Annotated in this window: 16 protein-coding genes; 6 read left to right on the top strand and 10 right to left on the bottom strand. The window is 39.8% G+C overall.

Features of this window, described 5'->3' with window-relative positions; all coding sequences use genetic code 11:
• The 8 genes from F8M47_RS04655 to F8M47_RS04620 form a co-directional block, all read right to left on the bottom strand.
• On the bottom strand, positions 1–556 hold a 556-nt coding region (locus F8M47_RS04655; protein ID WP_150539019.1), incomplete at its 3' end, for a GTP-binding protein.
• Positions 557–617: 61 nt separating this feature from the next.
• Positions 618–2,723, bottom strand: a complete 2,106-nt coding sequence (gene fusA, locus F8M47_RS04650) for an elongation factor G (RefSeq protein ID WP_150539018.1) — start codon at positions 2,721–2,723, stop codon at positions 618–620.
• 101 nt (positions 2,724–2,824) lie between these two features.
• Positions 2,825–3,295, bottom strand: a complete 471-nt coding sequence (gene rpsG, locus F8M47_RS04645) for a 30S ribosomal protein S7 (RefSeq protein WP_150539017.1) — start codon at positions 3,293–3,295, stop codon at positions 2,825–2,827.
• 135 nt (positions 3,296–3,430) lie between these two features.
• A complete protein-coding gene (gene rpsL / locus F8M47_RS04640) occupies positions 3,431–3,805 on the bottom strand; it encodes a 30S ribosomal protein S12 (RefSeq protein WP_005543325.1) in 375 nt (124 codons plus the stop codon).
• A 121-nt stretch (positions 3,806–3,926) separates the two neighbouring features.
• Complete coding sequence (rfaC, locus tag F8M47_RS04635; RefSeq protein WP_150539016.1) at positions 3,927–4,886, bottom strand: lipopolysaccharide heptosyltransferase RfaC; 960 nt, start codon at positions 4,884–4,886, stop codon at positions 3,927–3,929.
• Between the two features lie 91 nt (positions 4,887–4,977).
• Positions 4,978–6,015, bottom strand: coding sequence for a lipopolysaccharide heptosyltransferase II (gene waaF, locus F8M47_RS04630; RefSeq protein WP_150539015.1), 1,038 nt, complete (start codon positions 6,013–6,015; stop codon positions 4,978–4,980).
• 82 nt (positions 6,016–6,097) lie between these two features.
• Positions 6,098–6,553 (bottom strand): MliC family protein, encoded by a 456-nt coding sequence (locus F8M47_RS04625; protein ID WP_150539014.1) that lies wholly within the window; start codon positions 6,551–6,553, stop codon positions 6,098–6,100.
• Between the two features lie 75 nt (positions 6,554–6,628).
• Entirely contained in the window at positions 6,629–7,972 is a 1,344-nt protein-coding gene (locus F8M47_RS04620; RefSeq protein WP_150539013.1) for a LysM-like peptidoglycan-binding domain-containing protein, read from the bottom strand.
• 337 nt (positions 7,973–8,309) lie between these two features.
• Between F8M47_RS04620 and F8M47_RS04615 the strand changes: the two genes are divergently transcribed.
• The 3 genes from F8M47_RS04615 (at position 8,310) to gshAB (ending at position 12,170) form a co-directional block, all read left to right on the top strand.
• Entirely contained in the window at positions 8,310–8,669 is a 360-nt protein-coding gene (locus tag F8M47_RS04615; protein WP_150539012.1) for a ComEA family DNA-binding protein, read from the top strand.
• A 180-nt stretch (positions 8,670–8,849) separates the two neighbouring features.
• Entirely contained in the window at positions 8,850–9,740 is an 891-nt protein-coding gene (asd, locus tag F8M47_RS04610; protein WP_150539011.1) for an archaetidylserine decarboxylase, read from the top strand.
• A gap of 153 nt (positions 9,741–9,893) precedes the next feature.
• The gene (gene gshAB, locus F8M47_RS04605) at positions 9,894–12,170 is read left to right on the top strand and encodes a bifunctional glutamate--cysteine ligase GshA/glutathione synthetase GshB (RefSeq protein WP_150539010.1); all 2,277 of its coding nucleotides are present in this window, start codon (positions 9,894–9,896) and stop codon (positions 12,168–12,170) included.
• Positions 12,171–12,330: 160 nt separating this feature from the next.
• Here the strand turns inward: gshAB and F8M47_RS04600 are convergent, their stop codons facing one another.
• Together F8M47_RS04600 and F8M47_RS04595 are read right to left on the bottom strand one after the other, a co-directional pair.
• The gene (locus tag F8M47_RS04600; RefSeq protein ID WP_150539009.1) at positions 12,331–15,783 is read right to left on the bottom strand and encodes an acyl-[ACP]--phospholipid O-acyltransferase; all 3,453 of its coding nucleotides are present in this window, start codon (positions 15,781–15,783) and stop codon (positions 12,331–12,333) included.
• A 118-nt stretch (positions 15,784–15,901) separates the two neighbouring features.
• The gene (locus F8M47_RS04595; RefSeq protein ID WP_150539008.1) at positions 15,902–16,540 is read right to left on the bottom strand and encodes a MerR family transcriptional regulator; all 639 of its coding nucleotides are present in this window, start codon (positions 16,538–16,540) and stop codon (positions 15,902–15,904) included.
• Between the two features lie 198 nt (positions 16,541–16,738).
• Here F8M47_RS04595 and F8M47_RS04590 point away from each other — a divergent pair, with 198 nt between their 5' ends.
• From F8M47_RS04590 to licT, 3 genes are all read left to right on the top strand, one after another.
• Positions 16,739–17,941 carry an aromatic amino acid transporter gene (locus tag F8M47_RS04590; RefSeq protein ID WP_150539007.1) on the top strand — a complete coding sequence of 401 codons (1,203 nt, stop codon included), beginning with the start codon at positions 16,739–16,741 and terminating at the stop codon, positions 17,939–17,941.
• 360 nt (positions 17,942–18,301) lie between these two features.
• Positions 18,302–19,771 (top strand): glycoside hydrolase family 1 protein, encoded by a 1,470-nt coding sequence (locus tag F8M47_RS04585; RefSeq protein WP_150539006.1) that lies wholly within the window; start codon positions 18,302–18,304, stop codon positions 19,769–19,771.
• Between the two features lie 120 nt (positions 19,772–19,891).
• Entirely contained in the window at positions 19,892–20,734 is an 843-nt protein-coding gene (gene licT / locus F8M47_RS04580; protein ID WP_150539005.1) for a BglG family transcription antiterminator LicT, read from the top strand.
• Positions 20,735–20,761: the final 27 nt, after the last annotated feature.

The raw sequence follows: 20,761 nt of genomic DNA, 5'->3' as shown, positions 1-20,761 counted from the left end.
CCCACTCTGCTACGCCGTTTAACGCTTGTAACGCTGAACCACGTACGATTGGTGTGTCATCACCTGGGAAGTCATATTGAGATAGAAGTTCACGCACTTCCATTTCAACTAATTCTAATAACTCTTCGTCATCTACCATGTCGCATTTGTTTAAGAATACGATGATGTATGGTACACCTACTTGGCGACCTAATAAGATGTGCTCACGAGTTTGTGGCATTGGACCATCTGTTGCTGCTACTACTAAGATAGCACCGTCCATTTGCGCCGCACCTGTGATCATGTTTTTAACATAGTCCGCGTGTCCTGGGCAGTCTACGTGTGCGTAGTGACGAGTTTCTGTATCGTACTCAACGTGTGATGTGTTGATGGTGATACCACGCGCTTTTTCTTCTGGCGCGTTATCGATTTGGTCGAATGCACGAGCTGCACCACCGAAGTGTTTCGCTAATACAGTTGTGATCGCTGCTGTTAAAGTTGTTTTACCATGGTCAACGTGACCGATTGTACCCACGTTTACATGGGGTTTTGTACGTTCAAATTTTTCTTTAGACACTTTGATAGCTTCCTAAAAAGGAGCCATAACCCTATTGCTATGGCTCAGATTGAAAATAAAATTATTTAGCTTTACGAGCTTCAATAATTGCGGCTGCAACGCTTGTTGGCGCTTCAGCGTATTTTAATGGTTCCATTGAGTATGATGCACGACCTTGAGTTTGTGAACGTAAGTCTGTTGCATAACCAAACATTTCTGATAATGGAACTTCGGCATTGATCTTAACAACGAATTCATTCGCTTCTTGACCATTAACCATTGCACGACGACGGCTTAAGTCACCGATTACATCACCCACGTAGTCTGGTGGAGTTTCCACTTCAACTTTCATGATTGGCTCAAGTAATACTGGGTTAGCTTTTGCGAACGCCGCTTTAAACGCTAATGACGCTGCAAGTTTGAACGCTAATTCAGATGAGTCAACATCGTGGTATGAACCGAAGTGTAAACGAACACCTAAATCTACTACTGGGTAACCTGCTAATGGACCAGATTTAAGTTGTTCTTGGATACCTTTATCAACTGCTGGGATGTATTCACCAGGGATTACACCACCTTTGATCTCGTTCACGAACTCATAACCAGGACCTTCTGCATCTAATGGGTATAAGTCGATTACAACGTGACCATATTGACCACGACCACCAGATTGTTTTGCGTGTTTACCTTCAACATCGTTAACACGTGTACGGATAGTTTCACGGTAAGATACTTGTGGTTTACCAATGTTCGCTTCAACTTTGAATTCACGACGCATACGGTCAACAATGATATCTAAGTGTAACTCACCCATACCTGAGATGATGGTTTCACCTGATTCTTCATCTGTGTGAACACGGAATGAAGGGTCTTCTTGCGCAAGACGACCTAATGCTAAGCCCATTTTCTCTTGGTCAGCTTTCGTTTTTGGCTCTACTGCTACAGAGATTACTGGCTCTGGGAATTCCATACGCTCAAGGATGATTGGCGCATCTTGTGCACATAATGTGTCACCAGTACCAACTTCTTTTAAGCCGATTGCAGCTGCAATATCACCTGCACGAACTTCTTTGATTTCTTCACGTTTGTTTGCGTGCATCTGTACAATACGACCGAAACGCTCACGTTTTTGTTTTACTGAGTTGTAAACTGTATCACCTGAGTTGATTACCCCTGAGTAAACACGGAAGAATGTTAAGTTACCAACAAATGGGTCTGTTGCAATTTTGAATGCTAATGCTGAGAATGGCTCATCATCACTTGCATGGCGTTCGCCTTCTGTCTCGTCTTCGTTGATACCTTTAATTGCTGGAATATCTGTAGGTGCCGGTAAGTAGTCGATTACTGCATCAAGCATTGCTTGAACACCTTTGTTTTTAAATGCAGAACCACAGCAAACTGGAATAATTTCGCTAGCTAATACACGTTGACGTAATGCTTTTTTGATTTCTTCTTCAGAAAGATCACCTTCCTCAAAGAATTTTTCCATTAACTCTTCTGATGCTTCAGCAGCTGCTTCTACTAACATTGCACGACGTTCTTCACAAGCTTCAACCATATCAGCTGGAATATCTTCGTAAGTGAAAGTCATACCTTGGTCAGCTTCGTTCCAGTTAATTGCTTTCATTTTAATTAAGTCAACTACACCTGTGAAGCTATCTTCTGCACCAATTGGAAGTTGTAATGCAACAGCGTTGCCACCTAAACGAGTTTTGATTTGATCAACAACACGTAAGAAGTTTGCACCTGTACGGTCCATTTTGTTTACAAATGCGATACGTGGAACACCGTATTTATTCGCTTGACGCCATACAGTTTCTGATTGAGGTTGAACACCACCTACTGCACAGTAAACCATTACTGCACCATCAAGAACACGCATTGAACGCTCAACTTCAATCGTAAAGTCAACGTGTCCTGGAGTATCAATAACGTTGATACGATGTTGTGGATATTGTTGTGACATACCAGACCAGAATGCTGTTGTTGCAGCAGATGTGATCGTGATACCACGCTCTTGTTCTTGTTCCATCCAGTCCATTGTTGCAGCACCATCGTGAACTTCACCGATTTTGTGACTTACGCCTGTATAGAACAAGATACGCTCTGTAGTAGTTGTTTTACCCGCATCGATGTGCGCACTGATACCGATGTTACGGTAAAGTGAAATAGGGGTTGTACGAGCCATTTTTATTTATTACCTTGTTTGGGATTTAAATTAAAATTCTTAATAAGGGTAAGGCTTCATCACTTATTTGGATGAAGCCTCGAAGATATAAAGCTAATCGACTACCAGCGGAAGTGAGCAAACGCTTTGTTCGCTTCAGCCATACGGTGAACGTCTTCACGTTTCTTAACAGCTGAACCTTTGTTGTCTGCTGCATCTGATAATTCGTTAGCTAAACGTAATGCCATTGATTTATCACCACGTTTACGTGCAGCTTCAACGATCCAACGCATAGCTAATGCGTTACGACGAGCTGGACGAACTTCAACTGGTACTTGGTAAGTAGAACCACCAACACGACGAGATTTAACCTCTACTGTTGGACGAACATTTTCTAACGCTGCTTCAAAAGCTTCTAACGCTTCTTTACCTGTACGTTGTGCTAAAGTTTCTAAAGCACCGTAAATAATTGATTCTGCTGTAGATTTTTTACCATCTACCATTAAAACATTAATAAATTTTGCAAGTAATTCTGAACCGAATTTCGGATCTGGAAGAATTTTGCGAGGTTCAACACTACGACGACGTGGCATTGCAAATACTCCGTTTATATATTCAGGATAATCCAAAACTCATCTATTGTGTGTGACGACACATCACGATTGACTGGAGTTTATGGTTTAAATTTTGATTAATTTAGACGTTTGGCCTTACTTAACGGAGATCCATTAAGCTTTAGGACGTTTAACGCCGTATTTAGAACGACCTTGTTTACGGTCTTTAACGCCTGCACAGTCAAGTGCACCACGTACAGTGTGATAACGCACACCTGGTAAGTCTTTAACACGACCACCACGGATTAATACAACACTGTGTTCTTGTAAGTTATGACCTTCACCACCGATGTATGAAGTTACTTCAAAGCCATTTGTTAAACGAATACGGCACACTTTACGTAATGCTGAGTTCGGTTTTTTAGGTGTAGTAGTGTATACACGAGTACACACGCCACGTTTCTGCGGGCAAGCCTCTAATGCAGGAACGTTGCTTTTTACAACCTTTTTCACACGCGGTTTGCGTACTAATTGGTTGATAGTTGCCATTTAAAAGCTCCAGTTAAAATTATTAAAAATAAAATTAAAAAACACCCTTTCAAAGACGAAAGGACGGTAAATTCTAGTGTTATGTAGATTAAAAGTCAAGTATTCACACGGGATAAATTGATTATTCTGTGATCAGCGTTGCTAAAGTTTGCAATACTCGATATGGCAGAATATTTTCCATACCTTTTGCCGTCAGATAATGCTGATTTTTGCCATAAGCACCAATTAATTTCGGATCGGTTGTACCATACAAAATAACATTCGCTTTATCTAATGCTGCGGTTAAATGACTTAAGCCAGTATCAACTGAGACCACCGCTTTTGCCCCCGCAATTTGCATTGCTAATTCGGTTAATGATAATTTTGCTAGCACTTTCACATTGGGATTATTTTTTGCCAAACGTATTGCCCGAGCTTGCTCTTGTTCGTTCCCCCAAGGCAGACGAATTTCGATGCCTTGAATGCTTAGCTCACGAATCACTTCTTGCCAATACTCTTCTTTCCAATGTTTATTGGCCCTTGTTGTGGCGTGAATAGCTAAAACATAAGCGGTTGGATTTTCAGTTTTTTTTACAAAATGCGGTGCAATAGCATAATCGCCTAACGCATTCGGAATAGGGTAATTCAGCGTCAGCGCAAAGAGTTTTCTAATCCGTTCTACCGCATGTTGTTGATAGGCAATCTGAAAAATTTGATCATAAAACAAACTACTCAACCCCTCTCGCGCAGAATGTTTATCGTAACCGTATTTCTTGCCATTTGCTTGGCGAGTCACAAACACCGCGCTTTTAATTAACCCTTGCGCATCAATTACTGCATCATATTGCTCACTTTTTAGTTGTGCTAAAAAGGCTTGCCATTCCAGCCACGTCTGACGTTTACACAAATTTTTGCGCCAGCGTCGAAGCGCAATTGGGATCACCTTTCTTACAGCTGAATGCCAACGAGGAATTTCCGCAAAATTTTCTTCTACCACCCAATCAAATTGAATATTCGACACCGCTTTTTGTGCATCCGTCAAGGCAGGTAAAGTATGAATCACATCCCCCATGGAGGACGTTTTTACAATTAACACTTTCATTTGTTATCTTTAACATATAAATAGGCGGTCAAATTTTACACAATGCTTGTTATAAGTTATCAAAGCACAAATTAAATTCAACTGCTTATTCTTAGCTTAGTAAGCTTTCTAATTTTTCCATCACCATTTTTGGTTGAATATCAATCAAACTTTGATGATAGCCTTCCGCCGCATCCCCTTTACGTACCTTGATCAAACCACCTTCAATTAAGCGAATAATCACCGCTTTATCAGACAATGGCGGTGTATATTGCGGACTAGTTGGTCCGTAGAGCGCCACCAATGGTTTACCAAGCGCAGCAGCAATATGCATAAGCCCAGAATCATTACTCACTACCGCTGTACAATCTGCAATAAGATCTACCGCTTGATTTAAATCGGTTTGTCCAGCCAAATTTACGCAATAGCGTTGTAAATTTTCTGCTAAATTAGCACGAATTTGTTCACCAACTTCCTTATCTTTATTCGAACCAAAGAGATGCACCGCATAGCCTTTCTCAATCAGCATTTCCGCTAATTTAGCGTAATGGTAATGTGGCCAACGCTTTGCAGGTCCAAATTCCGCACCAGGGCAAAAACCAATAGCAAGACGATGTTCGGCATATTCAAACTGCTTGGCAAATTTTGCTTTTGTTTGCGAAATTTCGACCGCTTGCGTTTGTAAATACGGAATCGGCATCGGTAAATGATTGGCTGCTGGCACAGTATTTTTTTCAAAAGCCAATGCAACATAGCGCTGCACCATCATCGGATAAGCCGTTTTGTTATTACGTAAATCATTTAAAAAGAAGTAGCGACTTTCACCTTTCCAGCCTCGGCGCACCGCAATTTTGGCAAATAACGGAATAAATGCAGATTTGAGAGAGTTTGGCAACACTATCGCCATATCATATTGATTTCGCAGACTTTTCCCTAATTGATAGCGCTCACATAAGCGAAAAGAGCCGTGCCCAATTGGCATCGAAATTGCTTTACGCACTTCTGGCATTCGCGCTAATAACGGGCGACACCAATCTGGCGCCATCACATCAATTTGACAATTCGGATATTGTACCTTGAGTTGTTGGTAAAGTGCGTGCGACATCATCATATCGCCAACCCAAGACGGACCAATAATTAAGATATTCATTCTCTTCCTTTGATTTGAATAGTAAGCGGTCAAATTTGCTGAGTTTTTTGCAAAAACTGAGCTAAAAACGACCGCTTATTTGCTATGGCTTAAGTTTACATTCGCTCGCAAGCACATTGTTGCTGTTATCTATCAGCGAAATTTCACCGTTTAAGCGCTCTTCCCATGTCCAGCGAATATTACTGTATTTTTTACCGTCTTTCGTCACCGCAGGCGATAGTGTGTGCGTGGTATTACCGTAAGTGACTAAAATCGCCTGCTGATTGCTTGAACTACGTTTGGTTTGCTTATTTGCTTTTTTCACTTTGGCACGTTGCACCTTTACCAAAACATCATTTTTGCACACAAATTGCAGTGCGGTTTGATTTTTTACCACCGTAACTTTTTCAGTCGGCTTAATTTCTGTTTGGGTTTGATGGATAACCGTTTGAACTCGCTGAACTTGTTCGATCGGTGCTTCTAATGGTTTACATCCAGTCAATGCTAAAGCACTAACACAAAGTGTAATTCCATAGTTTTTTAGAAAAAAAACACCCATTTTATTTCTCTTCTCCCTTCTCAAATTTTTGAGAAAAAAAGAGCAACGTTTGTAGCGTTGCTCTTTTGATGTTAATTATTTAAAGCTATAGCTACCGTCTGCTTGACGAGTAAATTTACCGCCAGAACCGAGGCTCATTTCAACTACTCGATTATTTTTATCTAAACGAACACTTACACGCTCGCCTACTTTAAGGTTGCTAACCACTTTATTTACTTTGCTCATTGCATTTACATCCGAGATATTTAAACCATTATCACGGAATACCTGCATTAATGACGTGCCTTTTGGTACAGTCATTGTTTTGCTTGCTACAACTGAACTTATTTCCGCTTTTGCTGGCGTTGCTTTTACCGTTGCTGGCGCAGCAGTTTTTGCAACAGGTTTACCCGCTTCTACATTTTTTACAAGCTGATCTAATCGTGCATTTTTCGCTTTTTTCGCATTAAATTCATCTGCCGTGATGGCTTTCACTTTTGGTTGTTTCGCCGTTTCTGATTGATGAATCACACTACCTTGTGTCTTAGGTTTTACAGGCGTTGGCTGCTCCACAGGTTTGTTTGCGACTGGCGTTGGCTCAGTTTTTGGTACTTCCGTCACAGCCGTTGAGTCTGCGCTAGTTATCGTAGGCGCTTCTGTTGTTGCTGGTTGGCTCACAACATTGCTATCTTGCTGAACTTGTTGTGCTTGCTGAACTTGTTGTGCTTGCTGAGCTTGTTGTTGAGCAAGTGCTTCTTGTTCTGCTTTTGCTTGTGCTTCCGCACGTTTCGCTTCTTCCTCATCTACAGGGCGGAACTCAATTGGCAGAGAATTTCCTTGCTGAGATTGTAATTCTTCCACAGTTTCTGGTGCACTTGGTTTTAACCAGAAGAAAATTGCACCTAAAATTGCCGCTAAAATTGCCACTAAGCCCAAACGGCGGAATTTTGATGGCACTTGAGCAACCGTAACTGGCTCATTTGTGCTAGCGGTCGGATTTGCCGCAGGAATCACACGCTCTTCATTACTAGTATTCATCACTGGTTTTTCCTCTGTAACAGGTTGATCCACATGTTTAGTTTCTGTTTCTACCATATTTTCTTGTGCTTGTTCAGAAACAGGTGAGAACGCAAAACCAGAATCTTTAGTCGCTGTTGGCGTTTCTGGTGTTACCGCTTTCACTTCTTGCGCTTCTTGCGCTTCCTCAATTGATTTTAATTCTGTTGCTTCATTAACAGGGCGTTTCATTATCGGTGTAAAAGTATAACTTGGCGCTTTATTTGAATGTAATGCTACGGTTGCGTTAGTCTCTGCAACTTTTGCTGCTTCAGCTGTTTTTGCTGTTTCTGAATTAATTATTGCTTCTGCAACTTGTTCTGCTGACTGTGCAACGGACGGTGCGCCAAATGTTGGCTCTTTACGAAAATTATTGTGTGACATTTAACTTTCCAATTTAAGGTGAAAAATAATGGGAAATACCCCGCTGAATAAATTATCCCCATTTTAAAGTATTTCTCTTTAATCAGCACACGATTTTTCAGAAAATTTAACACTGCAAGCGGTAATATTTTTGAAATATTTTGCAAAAGCCGTAAATTTTCAGAATTTACCTCTTTTTGGCTTCTTACATTCGCTTAATCTGACTACAAAATAGCCCATTTTCTCGATCTAGATCGCAAAAATAATTCCCGTGCGTTGCCGACCAAATGTTTAACAAGTTAGAGTAATTCGAAACAACATTATCTTAAAAACATATTTAAAAATAAAGGAGACACTTATGAAAACCCGTTTAAAACTTGGGCTAAGCGTATTAGTAGCAATGTTCTCAGCAAATACATTTGCAGCAGAAAAAGCGAAGACCGCCAACGCCGAACCCACACCAGTAGTACAAAATGCCCCCGCAACTGCACAAAAACAGCCTGACATGTTAAACAGTGCGAATCTAGTTAATATTAACACCGCTACCGCAGCCGAAATTCAAGATAAATTAGTTGGTATCGGTGCGAAAAAAGCGCAAGCGATTGTTGAATATCGCACCAAAAACGGCTCATTTAGCAGCCTAGAGCAACTGACCGATGTTTCAGGTATAGGTAAAGCAACCCTCGATAAAAATCGTGATCGCATCGTCCTTCAATAAACACTTTTCTTTCGTATAACAAATTTGCTGAGTTAAGGTAACACGTAGTCTAATTCCTCTATCGCTGTACTACGTCTTAACTCAGCACCTTATTGCTTTTTGATAACATTAGGTAATTCACTTTTCTTTCTGTTATACTTCGCGCCTATTTGTATAATTGAATAAAAAGGATGCAACTTAATGTCTTTAAAATCCTACCCAACGCCAACTTATTGGCAACGTGTGAAAGTGGCGTTTCAATATATTTTTCCACAACTTCCTATCACTCGTTTAGCAGGTTGGTTAGCAGAACAAAAATGGGGTGTGGTGACTCACTTTATTATTCGTGCATTTGCTAAACAATATAATGTGAATTTATCTGAAGCACAAAAAAGCAACGCTTCTGATTATGCAACCTTTAACGAATTTTTTATTCGACCATTAAAAGAAAATGCACGCCCAATCAACCAAGATGTTCAAGCACTTTGCTTACCTGCAGACGGTAAAGTGAGCGAATCGGGCAATATTGAAGATGACCGTTTATTACAGGCTAAAGGTCACTACTTCACGCTTGAAACGCTATTAGCAAACGATCAAGAAATGGCGAATAAATTTAAAAATGGACAATTTATTACCACGTATTTATCGCCTCGTGATTACCACCGAGTACATATGCCATGCGACGGAACATTAACAAAAATGTGCTATGTACCAGGCGAATTATTCTCGGTAAACCCCTTCCTAGCCGAACACGTACCAAATTTATTTGCACGTAACGAACGTGTAATTTGTGAATTTGAAACCGAATTTGGCCCTATGGTACAAATCCTTGTAGGTGCAACAATCACAGCAAGTATAAGCACAGTTTGGGCAGGCGTTATTAACCCGCCACGTGCAAAAGATGTGGTGGAATATCACTACGAAACAACTGGCGAAACCGCAGTTCACTTGAAAAAAGGGCAAGAGATGGGCGCTTTCCGCTTAGGCTCAACGGTAATTAACCTCTTCCCGAAAGATGCGATTAAACTAGAATCACATCTCCAAGCTGGTGTAGAAACCCGCATGGGTGAGCGTTTAGCGAGTATCAAATAAGGCCTCTCTTACCTTCTCAAGCACGGCAACCGCCGTGCTTTTTTATAACCAAATCATCTACTATCTTATCAATCAGCTATAAACCCAACTAAAAAAGTATGCTATTTTTGGGAAGGAACTCCGTCTCATATATTTATCGCGAAAAGGATAATTATGAAATTACAGCAACTTATTAAAACTTATCAGCTTGGTTTACTGTTTCAACAAGGCAAATTTGGTATTGAGAAAGAGAGCCAACGTATTGATAATAAAGGAAATATTGTGACTACTGCACACCCTAGTGTTTTTGGTAATCGCAGTTATCATCCCTATATTCAAACCGATTTTGCGGAAAGCCAATTAGAGCTGATCACGCCACCAAATGAAAAATTAGAAGATACTTACCGCTGGCTCTCAGCAATTCATGAAGTGACTTTACGTTCACTTGCCGAAGATGAATATATTTTTCCGCTAAGTATGCCAGCAGGATTACCACCAGAATCGCAAATTAAAGAAGCGCAACTAGATAACGAATGGGATGTGAACTATCGTAAGCATCTTTCAGCGATCTATGGCAAATATAAGCAAATGGTGAGTGGTATTCACTACAACTTCCAGATCTCTGATGAATTTATCAAAACGGCTTTTGCGCTACAAACCGAATATAGCGATAAAATCGCTTTCCGTAATGCGCTATATATGAAGTTAGCAAATAACTTTTTACGCTATCAGTGGATTTTGGTTTATTTGCTTGCGGCAACCCCTACGGTGGAATCGCAATATTTTGGTGAAAATCGACCGCTTGCAGAGGGGCAATTAGTGCGTAGCTTACGTTCAAGCCCTTATGGTTATGTGAATACCCCGCACGTAGTGATCAATCACGATAGCCTGCAACAATATGTTGAATCTTTAGAGCATTTTGTGGCTACAGGCGATTTGCTCGCAGAAAAAGAATTCTACTCAAATGTGCGCTTACGTGGTGCCAAAAAAGCTCGTGAATTACTAGAAAAAGGCGTTAAATATGCGGAATTCCGCCTATTTGATTTAAACCCATTTTCGCCTTACGGTATTGAATTGGCTGATGCGAAATTTATTCATTTATTCTTACTTACAATGTTGTGGATGGATGAAACAAGCGGTCAAAAACAAGTCGAAATTGGCAAACAAATGTTATACCAAGTAGCGCTTGAAGATCCTCGTTCAGCAACAGCTTTCCAAGCAGAAGGTGAAACGATCCTAACTGAAATGTTAGCGATGCTTGACGATCTGGTAGCGTCTCAAACGGACAAAGATTTAGTCCAACAAAAATTAGCCCAATTTGTCGACCCGAGCCAAACGGTAAACGGTCGTTTACTCAAGGCAATTGAACAAGTGGGCAGCTATAAAGCGCTAGGCGTACAACTTGCACAACAATACAAAGCACAAGCATTCGAACGTTTTTATGCGATTTCTGCTTTCGATAATATGGAGCTTTCTACACAAGCCTTATTATTTGATGCAATCCAACAAGGATTACAGATCGAATTACTTGATGAAAATGATCAATTCCTAGCCCTTAAATTTGCGGATCATCTCGAATATGTCAAAAATGGCAATATGACCAGCCACGATCAATATATTTCGCCATTAATTATGGAAAATAAAGTGGTAACCAAAAAAGTGCTAGCGAAAGCAGGTTTTAATGTGCCAAAAAGTGTGGAATTTACTTCTCCAGAACAGGCAGTTGCACACTATCCATTATTTGAAGGCAAAGCGGTAGTCATTAAGCCAAAATCAACTAATTATGGGTTAGGTATTACTATTTTCCAGCAAGGTGTGACTGATAAAGCAGATTTTGCTAAAGCGATTGAAATTGCTTTCCGTGAAGACAAAGAAGTGATGGTCGAAGACTATTTGGTGGGAACAGAGTATCGCTTCTTCGTGTTAGGCGATGAAACTCTAGCAGTGTTATTACGCGTACCTGCAAATGTCAAAGGCGATGGTGTACATAGCGTGCGAGAATTGGTTGAAGCGAAAAACAGTGATCCGCTACGAGGCGATGGCTCTCGTTCACCACTGAAAAAAATTACGCTCGGCGAGATTGAATTGCTTCAACTAAAAGAACAGGGACTCACGCCAGAATCCATTCCAGCTGAAGGTCAGATCGTTCAGTTACGTGCAAACTCAAATATCAGTACGGGGGGCGATTCCATTGATATGACCGACCAAATGCACGACAGTTATAAGCAATTAGCCGTAAGCATTACGAAAGCAATGGGAGCAAAAGTTTGTGGGGTTGATTTAATTATTCCAGATTTAACCAAAGCTGCCGAACCGTCTCTCCAGTCTTGGGGAGTGATTGAAGCTAACTTTAATCCAATGATGATGATGCATATTTTCCCATACCAAGGAAAATCTCGTCGTTTAACCAAAGCGGTTATAAAAATGCTGTTCCCTGAATTGCCTTCATAAGCATCTTAGTTCTTAATAAAAAAAGCAAGCGGTCAGATTTTGTAAAAAAGTGCGGTATATGATGTAGCCGTTGCTACATCATTGAAACAAATTTGCACTTTGGTGCATTTGCTACAGAATTTCGACATTTTCTGCTAATTCGACCGCTTGTCTATTTGCATTAAGCAGCTAGAAGCCGTTTTGCTAAGCTTTTCACACCTTTAAAATCAACCTTGCCTGAGCCTAATACAGGAATTTCTTCAACCATTAACACTTCACTCGGCAACATAATGGCAGGCAAATTAGTGGCTTTGATTCGCTGTTTAATTTCTGCTAAATCCAGTTCAGATTTCACTAATAGCACGATGCTTTCGCCTTTTTTCTCATCAGCAATTGCTGTCGCACTAATTTGAGTTTCTTCGCTAAAAATTGGCACTAACTTTTCTTCTAAAGCGCCTAAGCTGATCATTTCGCCTCCAATTTTGGCAAAACGAGAATAACGATCCACGATGCTAATAAAACCTTTTTCATCAATATGTCCTTTATCTCCCGTTTTGTAATAGCGCACGCCCTCTAAATCGACAATAACCCCTGCCGTTTTTTCTGGCTCATTTAGATAGCCTTTCATGACTTGCCCACCGCCAATCAGAATCAACCCGTCTTCACCTGTGGCTAATTCTTGTAACGTGTCTGGATCAACCACTTTCATAATCGTGCCTGGCAATGGCAAACCCACAGAGTTTTCTTTATGGAAAATAAATGCTTTAAATGTATCGGGATCTAACATATTTGGCATATTTACCGATGCCACAGGCGCTGTTTCAGTTGTGCCGTAGCCTTCTAAAATCTCTAAACCAAATTTTAGGCGAAACGCTTCTTTTACATCCGCCTTTAATTTTTCTGCACCCGAAATCACCATACGCACATTTTGAAACATCAGCGGATGCAATTTTTTATTACGAGTGTATAAACGGAAGAAAGTTGAAGTGCCGAATAAAATACTCACTTGATGCTGTGCACTCATTTTTCCCACCATTGCGCCATCGGTTGGATCAGGCACACAAACTGCTTTAACACCTTCGCACAGAGGCATAAGCATAGTCACTGTTAAACCGAAGCTATGGAAAATGGGTAAAGAATTAAGAATCACATCCTCTTTTCTGAAATTAAGCAATTCACTAACTTGCTTGATGTTGGTAAGTAAATTTTTATGACTTAATTCAATGCCTTTCGGTTCATCTTCGCTACCGCTACTAAATAGAATCGTTGCAGTATCATTTAGCTCAACACTCGCAAAATAGCGAGCCTTAATCCACCATTCAGGCGCACATAATGCAATTAAAAATGTATGAATTTTGGTGAATTTAGCGGTCGATTTTGCGATTTTTTCTGCAAAAATAGTTTTATTTGCCAACATCTGGCTAAAATCAAAGCCTTTATCGGCAAGTTTTACTAAGAATTTTTCAGCGGTAATCACATGCTGAATCTCAGCTTTCGCTAATGCTTTTTCCATGTTTTCTTGGCTAAGGGTGTAGTTTAAATTTACAGGTACTTTCCCCATCACCAATAACGCCATATTTACAATCGCACCAGCAACCGAACTTGGTAGCAACACCCCAACCCGTTTATCATGTTGCAATGGCTTTCTAAGCGCTTTGATAAACAATAACACCGCTGTAATAAATTGCGTATTATTTAGCTTCATCCCTTGCGCATCCACAAGGCTGGTTTTAAAACGATGTTCACGCGCCATCTCAAGCCATTGATAAGTTAAAGGCTGTTGGCGATCGATAAAATGTTCCCAAGCACTAAATGAAAGTTCAACCACTTTTTGTTTCATCGCTACCGCATCAATAAAACCTGTGATCGGTTTACCAAATGCGACTAAAATTTCACGCTTACCTCGTTTTTTGGTTTGTGTTTTATAGAAACTATCGGCTCTTGAAAAGCTTGAGCCCCATAAGCCACGTAAATAAAATGGCACAGTAGTGACATTGTCTAAATCCGCTAAAACGTGTTCAAAACCTTTTTTAAATTCATTAATTTGACCGTTGTAACTAATATGCCCTTCTGGAAATAACGCAACAACTTCACCACGCACCAAACATTCACGAATAGCTTGAATAGATTCACGGCTTGATCCCGCACCAATTGGAATCACTTTAAAAATACGGAAAAACCAATTCAAATACCACTTATTATAAATAGGGCGGAACATCACAAATTTAATCGCACGTGGGCTTGCTGCTTGCAACACCATCCAGTCAATCCAACTAATATGATTACCAAGTAATAATACACCTCCACTTTGCGGCAAATGCTTTAAGCCGTCCACATGAAAACGGTAATTTGTTTTAAGAATTGGTAACAACAGCAAACGCATAAACAAATGCGGTAATTGCGACATCGTATAAAGACTGCCTAACAGGCAAACCGTTGAAGCAAAAATAAATAAACCTATGGTTGAGATATTCATTTCAACAAACACAATGCTTAACATTAAGAAGCCGACCATAAGTACATTTTGTACAAAATTATTACCCGCCATAATGCTGCCACTGCTTTTTTCTGGTGCAAAATATTGAATAGTTGCATTAAGTGGCACAATAAATAAGCCACCAAAAAAGCCAAAACCAAATGAACATAACACTAATAGCAAATGGCTACTCACTAGGGTTAAGCAGAATAGTGAAATAAAAATTCCTAATGCGCCCACAGGCACAATGCCCAATTCAATATGTAATTTCGAAGCCTTACCAGCAATCACAGAGCCGACAATCAATCCTAAACCACTTACTGCTAAAATAGCCTGAATAACCATAGCATTATCTGTATCAAACACCGCTTTATAGTGGGCAGGAAATGCAGCGACGACAACTTGTGACACGCCCCAAAATAAGCTTAAACCAATAATACTGAGCCAAATATTTTTATCTTTGCGAATTTCTTGTAAGTTATCGCGTAAATAGTGTAGAGAGAGATATTTATGAATTGCAAAATTTTGAGTTTTTTCGACCGCTTGCGCATAGTGTGGAAGGCGGAACGCACAAAGCATTTCAAGCACACTTAAGCTCACCAGAGCAAACCCAATCGGTGCAACACTTTGTAAGATTTCATCTGGATTAGTGCTTAGTGCATAGTGACTTTCAAAGAAAAAAGAAAATGCAAAAGAACTGAATAAAATCGCCACAATGGTTAAAGCCTGAATAACTCCATTTGCCACACCAAGCTGCTCTGTCCCAACCATAGATTTAATAATGCTATATTTTGCAGGTGAATAAATCGCACTTTGCACTGCAAGTATTAAGGTTAAAGCAAATGCTAAATAAAATTGGCCTGTCAAATAACAGATACAAATTAAACCGCTTATGATCACTGCCGCAGCAGTACTAATACGAATAACTTTAGTGCGGGAGAAACGATCACTAATCCAAGCGGAAGGTGAAAATAATAAAATAAAAGGCAATAAAATCATCGCATTTATCATTGCGGTCATCATCACTAATGTGTTGCCTTCAAAGCTTTTGAGTAACACATTTTGAATAGTAATTTTATGTGCTAAGTCCACACTCGCATTTAAAAATGCGATAGCAAGATAAGGGATAAACCCCACGGTTTTAATCAATTTCCACATATTTATTCCTTGTGAAGCGTTAAAGTCGTTTTATTTTATTTACCTTTACTAAAAGTGTAAAGCATTGCTTTTTACTTTTAGTAAAGGTAAAAGAGGCTCTTCCCCCTCTTTTTATCAATTAATCTCTACTTTTCTGGTATGTATTAAACGTTTGAAGATTTAACACGTAAGGTTTAAGCGAAAGTAACATATCAAATAAATGCTTTAAACGCTCATTTTGCTGCTCATGTTCCGCTAGAATATCCATTCCAATTTCCACTTCTTGTAAGGCGAGTTTTTTTGCCATTTCTGCATAAGTTTGTAGCAATTGATACTCTTTGCCGTCGCAATGACTGATGATACTGAGCATTTCTCGTTCTTTACCCGTGAAAATGCCATCTCTCGGATTAATCAATCCCATTTCAACTAATTCATTCAATTCAACTTCTGTAATACCAAATTCATCACATAATTCACTTGGCATAAAACGCTCAGTTTCTGCGCTCATAATTAAGTCAAGTGAATGGATTAAACTTTTATATGGATTGCTCATATCAAAATCAGGCTGTGCAAACACATTTTTAATTTGTGAAATGGAAGCACTGAAATTATTTTGCAGGTATTTGATAAATTCAATTAACTGAATATTGCTTTCATCATATAAATGGAAGTTTGGTTTGTCTTTCAATGGTTCAGGCAATAAGCCTTCTTTAATATAGTAAAGAATAGTCGATTTCGGCGTGTTGGTTAATTTAGAGAGATCATTCATTTTTAACATACATCATTCCTTCAAAGTAAATTGCGCTAATATTGGATCTATTTTAGTCAATTTATCTAAAAGTGAAAAGTTTTAGTATTCACTTTTTATATAAAATTCCCACTAAAACAGTGATTTTCCTTATTTTAACTATTTTTTAATAGCTTGGTTTGTGGCAGAATACCATTACTTCATTGTACTACTTCAACAGGATATCTTATGAAAAAACAGCCAACGCTTTTTGGTGGCGCTTGTATTATTGCAGGGGTCTGTGTCGGAGCAGGTATGCTTGGTTTACCCACATCAGGGGCAGGCGCTTGGACACTTTGGTCGGTATTTGCACTTGCTTTAACGATGATTGTAATGACCGTTTCTGGCTGGCTTTTACTTGATGTCTATAAAAATTATGACTTGCGCGCTTCATTTGATACGGTCACCAAAGACTTATTAGGCAATAAAATTAATTTATTAAATAACCTTGCCGTTTATTTTGTTGGTGGCATTTTACTTTATGCCTACACCACTGCTTCAGGCGGCATTTTAGAAAACCTTACTAAATCAGCGATTGATTTTGGTGAGTTTGGCTCTCGTATTTGGTCTGTGCTATTTGTATTAGGCTTCTCTTTCTTTGTATGGCATTCAACCCGCTTAGTCGATCGCATTTCAGTGTTATTAATTGTTTTTATGGCGCTTTCTTTTGCTTTTAGTATCTCGGGTTTAGTGAGCAATATTGATAGCACTATTTTATTTGATCAGCAAAATGAAACAGGCGAATACGCTAAATATGCATTAGCTATGCTACCTGTTGCACTCACTTCTTTTGGCTATCATCATTCTGTATCTTCTATGCGCGCTTATTATGGCGAAGTAAAAAAAGCTAAATATGCGATTGCAGGTGGGACATTTATTGCATTAGTGCTGTATTTACTTTGGATGGTAAGCATTTTTGGTAATTTACCTCGCACTCAATTTGCACCAGTGATTGCTAGCAATGGTGATTTAGATATGCTATTAAGCACGATTGGCGAAGTGGTACAATCACCATATGTAAAACAAGCAATCAATGCATTCTCTATGGCAGCAATTCTTTCTTCATTTATTGGCGTAGGATTAGGCACTTTTGATTTTTTAGCGGACTTCTTTAAGTTTGACAATAGCAAACTCGGTCGAACCAAAGCATGGGCAGTAACGTTTTTACCTCCACTTATCTTCTCACTGCTTTCGCCACTCGGCTTTTTAAAAGCAATTGGTTATGCAGGTGCAGTCGCAACCCTTTGGACTTGTATGATTCCTGCGTTATTGGCTTATAAAGCAAAAAAAGCGAACTTATTTATGATCACATTAGTGTTCTTATTCGGCGTTTGCACAGCAATATTCCATTTCTTATCTATGTATGAAATGCTACCGACTTTCAAAGGTTAGTGTAGGCTGCTCGTCTAGAAACTACAGCCGTTCGAAAGAGCAAAACGTATCGTTAATGATATTACTGTGGCATGTGATATATCTCACTAATTTACTTGCACAGAAAGTACAGCGCCCTTGATATATTTGCTCGAATTAGAATAACCAAATGTTTCTATACATTTCGAGCTTTTTTGTGATCCTGTTCACAATTCTTATGTCTGCCCTTTGCAAGCGGTCATTTTTTCAGATAAATTCGCATCTATAACACTTAGGGTGTTACGTTAATTCGGCAAGCCTAAGCAAAATTATTTTCCAACTTCGGTTCGAAAGTTTTTTGCTTAGGCTTTTTTATTGAGTTTATTCTATGAGGATCAAAAGATGAGTAGTTTAAAACCGTTTCCAACCGATTTTTTATGGGGTGGTGCCACTGCGGCAAACCAAATTGAAGGTGGCTTTGATGCCGATGGCAAAGGCTTATCTGCAGCGGATATGGTTGCCTTTGTACCAAAAGCAGAGCGTGGTGCGCATAGTGCAGCGATTGAAGTGACCTCTGAGCGTATCGAGGATATTTTATCAGGCAAATTCCAAGGGCGTTTCCCAAAACGAGACGGTATTGATTTCTACCATAAATATAAAGATGACATTGCGCTATTTGGTGAAATGGGCTTTAAATGCTTCCGTATTTCTATTCACTGGGCGCGTATTTTCCCGAACGGTTACGATGAGCAACCAAACGAAGCGGGTTTGAAATATTATGACGATATGTTTGATGAAATGCTTAAACACGGCATTCAACCTATGGTGACACTTTGCCATTACGAAACCCCACTTGGTCTTGTACAGAAATACAACGGCTGGTTACATCGTGATGTAATTGGGCACTTCTTACGCTACGCAGAAACCGTGTTCCGTCGCTATAAAGACAAAGTGAAATATTGGCTGACATTCAATGAAATCAATATGATCACCATGCACAGCCCATATACAGGGGGTGGGGTGGTGATCGACCGTGTGCCAGAAGCAGAGCGTGAAAATGCTAAATACCAAGCATTACACCACCAATTTATAGCAAGCGCATTAGCAACGAAATTACTACATGACATCGTACCAGACGGTAAAATGGGCTGTATGCTTGCTCGCCTGCATCACTATGCCTTAACTGCCGATCCACAAGATCAACGTTTAGCACAATGGGGTAACCAGCAAAACCTCTTCTTCACCGACGTTCACGCTCGTGGTGAATACCCACGCTATATGTTGCGCCATTGGCAAGAAAATAACGTAAAAATTCAAAAAGAATTCGGTGATGATGCGATTTTAAAACAGTATCCTGTCGATTTTATCTCGTTTAGTTACTATATGAGCGTGTGCGTTACCACCCATAATGAAGGTGAAAAAGTGGGCGGTAACCTCATTGAAGGCGTGAAAAATCCATATCTCAAAGCCTCCGATTGGGGCTGGCAAATCGATCCTATTGGCTTACGTATAACGCTAAACGATATGTATGACCGCTACCAAAAACCACTCTTTATTGTGGAAAATGGTTTAGGCGCATACGATCAAGTAGAAGCGGACGGATCAATCCACGATAGTTATCGTATTGACTACTTACGTTCGCATATCGAACAAATGCAAGAAGCGATTTCTGACGGCGTGGAATTGCTCGGCTATTTGGAATGGGGCCCGATTGATCTTGTGAGTATGTCCACCTCTGAAATGTCAAAACGCTACGGCTTTATCTACGTGGATATTGATGACTTGGGCAACGGTACTGGTAAACGCACGCCAAAAGATTCGTTCTATTGGTATAAAAAAGTGATCGCCAGCAATGGAGCCGACTTGGCTTAAATGAAAATTTTTCATTAAGTTAGCCTAAAACAAGCGGTCGTTTTTCTCGTCATTTTTGCAAAAAAGTGAGAAAATCAGACCGCTTGTGCTATGTAAGTTTTATAGAAATTGGAGGATAATATGCTGAAAATCACGAAAATTTTTAACAATAACGCCGTGCTAGCTGAAAATGAACTCCATACGGAATTAGTAGTGCTTGGCAAAGGCGTAGCATTTGCCAAAAAGCTTGGCGACGAGGTGGAATCAGAACTAGTCGAAAAAACCTTTTGCTTAAATAAAAGCCCATTTACTCCGCATTTAATCGCGTTGCTTGAGCAAATACCTCCAATTTACTTTCAAATGACTAATCACATCGTAAATGAAGCAAATAAGCAACTTGGTACCCCCCTTTCTAACAGCATTTACGTTAGCCTCACCGACCACCTTTTCCATGCCATTGAACGGGCAAAACAGCAACAACAGCTTCCAAATGCGCTCACCCATGAAATTCAGCGCCTATATCGTGTCGAATTTGGTATAGGGCAATTTGCCGTAGCTAAAATCAAAGATTGTCTAAAAGTGGAGCTTGATGAACACGAAGCGGCTTTTATCGCCTTGCATATTTTTAACGCCCGTACCAACGGCTCAACCATGAATGACACCTATAAAGCTACCCAAGTGATCAAAGATATTTTACGCTTGGTTCGCCTACAGTTTAGTCATCATTTCGACGAAGATAGCTACGATTTCCAACGTTTTCTCACTCATTTACAACATTTCGCTCAGCGCTTTTTTAGCACAGGACAAGTTTCTGCCAGCGACGATGATTTTCTCTATCAACAAACCAAACTCGCTTACCCCAAAGCCTACCAATGCGTAGAAAAAATCAACCATTATCTACAACAACATTACCAAAAATCCCTCAATGAAGACGAACAACTTTATTTAATTATTCATATCCAGCGAGTGGTAAAAAGTAAATAACGGAGCCACAAAGTGGCTCCGTATCCT

Source organism: Actinobacillus vicugnae, assembly GCF_901687125.1.
GTDB classification, from domain to species: domain Bacteria; phylum Pseudomonadota; class Gammaproteobacteria; order Enterobacterales; family Pasteurellaceae; genus Actinobacillus; species Actinobacillus vicugnae.
This window is presented reverse-complemented; position numbering and strand designations above follow the sequence as displayed.

Bases quoted from the DNA above. Each gene is read 5' to 3' on its own strand.
- fusA (WP_150539018.1), bottom strand. From the start codon at position 2,723: ATGGCTCGTACAACCCCTATTTCACTTTACCGTAACATCGGTATCAGT.
- rpsG (WP_150539017.1), bottom strand. From the start codon at position 3,295: ATGCCACGTCGTCGTAGTGTTGAACCTCGCAAAATTCTTCCAGATCCG.
- rpsL (WP_005543325.1), bottom strand. From the start codon at position 3,805: ATGGCAACTATCAACCAATTAGTACGCAAACCGCGTGTGAAAAAGGTT.
- rfaC (WP_150539016.1), bottom strand. From the start codon at position 4,886: ATGAAAGTGTTAATTGTAAAAACGTCCTCCATGGGGGATGTGATTCAT.
- waaF (WP_150539015.1), bottom strand. From the start codon at position 6,015: ATGAATATCTTAATTATTGGTCCGTCTTGGGTTGGCGATATGATGATG.
- F8M47_RS04625 (WP_150539014.1), bottom strand. From the start codon at position 6,553: ATGGGTGTTTTTTTTCTAAAAAACTATGGAATTACACTTTGTGTTAGT.
- F8M47_RS04620 (WP_150539013.1), bottom strand. From the start codon at position 7,972: ATGTCACACAATAATTTTCGTAAAGAGCCAACATTTGGCGCACCGTCC.
- F8M47_RS04615 (WP_150539012.1), top strand. From the start codon at position 8,310: ATGAAAACCCGTTTAAAACTTGGGCTAAGCGTATTAGTAGCAATGTTC.
- asd (WP_150539011.1), top strand. From the start codon at position 8,850: ATGTCTTTAAAATCCTACCCAACGCCAACTTATTGGCAACGTGTGAAA.
- gshAB (WP_150539010.1), top strand. From the start codon at position 9,894: ATGAAATTACAGCAACTTATTAAAACTTATCAGCTTGGTTTACTGTTT.
- F8M47_RS04600 (WP_150539009.1), bottom strand. From the start codon at position 15,783: ATGTGGAAATTGATTAAAACCGTGGGGTTTATCCCTTATCTTGCTATC.
- F8M47_RS04595 (WP_150539008.1), bottom strand. From the start codon at position 16,540: ATGTTAAAAATGAATGATCTCTCTAAATTAACCAACACGCCGAAATCG.
- F8M47_RS04590 (WP_150539007.1), top strand. From the start codon at position 16,739: ATGAAAAAACAGCCAACGCTTTTTGGTGGCGCTTGTATTATTGCAGGG.
- F8M47_RS04585 (WP_150539006.1), top strand. From the start codon at position 18,302: ATGAGTAGTTTAAAACCGTTTCCAACCGATTTTTTATGGGGTGGTGCC.
- licT (WP_150539005.1), top strand. From the start codon at position 19,892: ATGCTGAAAATCACGAAAATTTTTAACAATAACGCCGTGCTAGCTGAA.